This window comes from Modestobacter sp. SYSU DS0290, from assembly GCF_054050955.1.
This window is the reverse complement of sequence record NZ_JBJHAI010000045.1, coordinates 1-2,474: the sequence shown is the minus strand read 5'-3', so window position 1 is coordinate 2,474 and position 2,474 is coordinate 1. Positions and strand designations below refer to the sequence as shown.

The window sequence follows — 2,474 nt, the reverse complement described above, 5'->3', positions numbered from 1 at the left end:
ACTCCCTGACAGTTCGGCAGAACCGTCCGAATCGTCCCACGACCCCGACCGCACAACGCCTGCCGGCTTGGCATGCGATCGGTTTAGCCTCATCCGCTTTCGCTCGCCACTACTCACGGAATCACGGTTGTTTTCTCTTCCTGTGGGTACTGAGATGTTTCACTTCCCCACGTTCCCTCCACGCGCCCTATGTGTTCAGGCGCGGGTCACACCACATGACTGGTGCGGGGTTCCCCCATTCGGAAATCCTCGGATCAACGCTCGGTTGGCAGCTCCCCGAGGCTTATCGCAGCCTCCTACGTCCTTCATCGGCTCCTGGTGCCCAGGCATCCACCGTGTGCCCTTAACAACTTGACCACACAACAACACCCACACCCACCCACCACCACAACCCCCAAGGAACAAACCCCAGGAGCAACGCAGTGATGAACCAGTGCGGATATCCAGATACCTACAAAGATGCTCGCGTCCACTGTGCAGTTCTCAAACGACGAACAGTCACCCCGACACCACCCACCACCAGACCCAACCCCCACCACACAAGCAGCAGACGATCAGCGGTATGACGAGCAACGAGGCCCTGCCACCAGAGACGAACAACCACCCCACACAGGAGTGCCCGCTCCCTCAGGACCCAACAGCGTGCCTACGACCAGCCACCCACACCACCCCGCTCCACACCCCCCACCCGCGAACGAGTAGAAGGCCGTACTAGGGGCAGCACCAGGCCACCAGCCGAACTGGTCAGTGTTCCACCCTCGAGCGACACCTCAGACACCCGCAGCCACCCACAACTGGGCGACCATCACGGCCTGAGCGTGACTCTGGACCACCACACACCGGACGAATCCAGCACGATGTGGCGGCCAGTGCTCCTTAGAAAGGAGGTGATCCAGCCGCACCTTCCGGTACGGCTACCTTGTTACGACTTCGTCCCAATCGCCGATCCCGCCTTCGACGGCTCCCTCCACAAGGGTTGGGCCACCGGCTTCGGGCGTTACCGACTTTCGTGACGTGACGGGCGGTGTGTACAAGGCCCGGGAACGTATTCACCGCAGCGTTGCTGATCTGCGATTACTAGCGACTCCAACTTCATGGGGTCGAGTTGCAGACCCCAATCCGAACTGAGACCGGCTTTTTGGGATTCGCTCCACCTCGCGGTATCGCAGCCCTTTGTACCGGCCATTGTAGCATGTTTGCAGCCCTAGACATAAGGGGCATGATGATTTGACGTCATCCCCACCTTCCTCCGAGTTGACCCCGGCAGTCTCCTATGAGTCCCCACCATCACGTGCTGGCAACATAGAACGAGGGTTGCGCTCGTTGCGGGACTTAACCCAACATCTCACGACACGAGCTGACGACAACCATGCACCACCTGTGCACGACGCCAAAGGCACCCCGTATCTCTACGAGATTTCCGTGCATGTCAAGCCTAGGTAAGGTTCTTCGCGTTGCATCGAATTAAGCAACATGCTCCGCCGCTTGTGCGGGCCCCCGTCAATTCCTTTGAGTTTTAGCCTTGCGGCCGTACTCCCCAGGCGGGGCGCTTAATGCGTTAGCTGCGGCACGGAGACCGTGGAATGGCCCCCACACCTAGCGCCCAACGTTTACGGCGTGGACTACCAGGGTATCTAATCCTGTTCGCTCCCCACGCTTTCGCTCCTCAGCGTCAGTAACTGCCCAGAGACCCGCCTTCGCCACCGGTGTTCCTCCTGATATCTGCGCATTTCACCGCTACACCAGGAATTCCAGTCTCCCCTGCAGTACTCCAGTCTGCCCGTATCGACTGCAGGCCCGAGGTTGAGCCTCGGGTTTTCACAGCCGACGCGACAGACCGCCTACGAGCTCTTTACGCCCAATAATTCCGGACAACGCTTGCACCCTACGTATTACCGCGGCTGCTGGCACGTAGTTGGCCGGTGCTTCTTCTGTAGGTACCGTCACTTTCGCTTCGTCCCTACTGAAAGAGGTTTACAACCCGAAGGCCGTCATCCCTCACGCGGCGTCGCTGCGTCAGGCTTTCGCCCATTGCGCAATATTCCCCACTGCTGCCTCCCGTAGGAGTCTGGGCCGTGTCTCAGTCCCAGTGTGGCCGGTCACCCTCTCAGGCCGGCTACCCGTCGTCGCCTTGGTAGGCCACTACCCCACCAACAAGCTGATAGGCCGCGGGCCCATCCTCAGCCGATAAATCTTTCCACCACCAGACCATGCGGTCAGCGGTCACATCCGGTATTAGCACCAATTTCTTGGAGTTATCCCAGAGCTGAGGGCAGGTTGCCCACGTGTTACTCACCCGTTCGCCGCTAGGGCACCCCCCGAAGGAGGGCCTCGCTCGACTTGCATGTGTTAAGCACGCCGCCAGCGTTCGTCCTGAGCCAGGATCAAACTCTCCGTAGATGAATTCAACCCACGGCTGAGAACCGAGAGCTAGCACTCTCGATGTCAATCAACCAAAGGAATCCCCAACCCAG

2 rRNA genes are annotated in these 2,474 nt (G+C 59.5%); both read right to left on the bottom strand.

Annotated elements, in window-relative coordinates:
• A 23S ribosomal RNA gene (locus ACI795_RS19395) occupies positions 1-357 on the bottom strand; the annotation flags it as partial.
• Between the two features lie 523 nt (positions 358-880).
• Positions 881-2,400, bottom strand: a 16S ribosomal RNA gene (locus ACI795_RS19390).
• Positions 2,401-2,474: the final 74 nt, after the last annotated feature.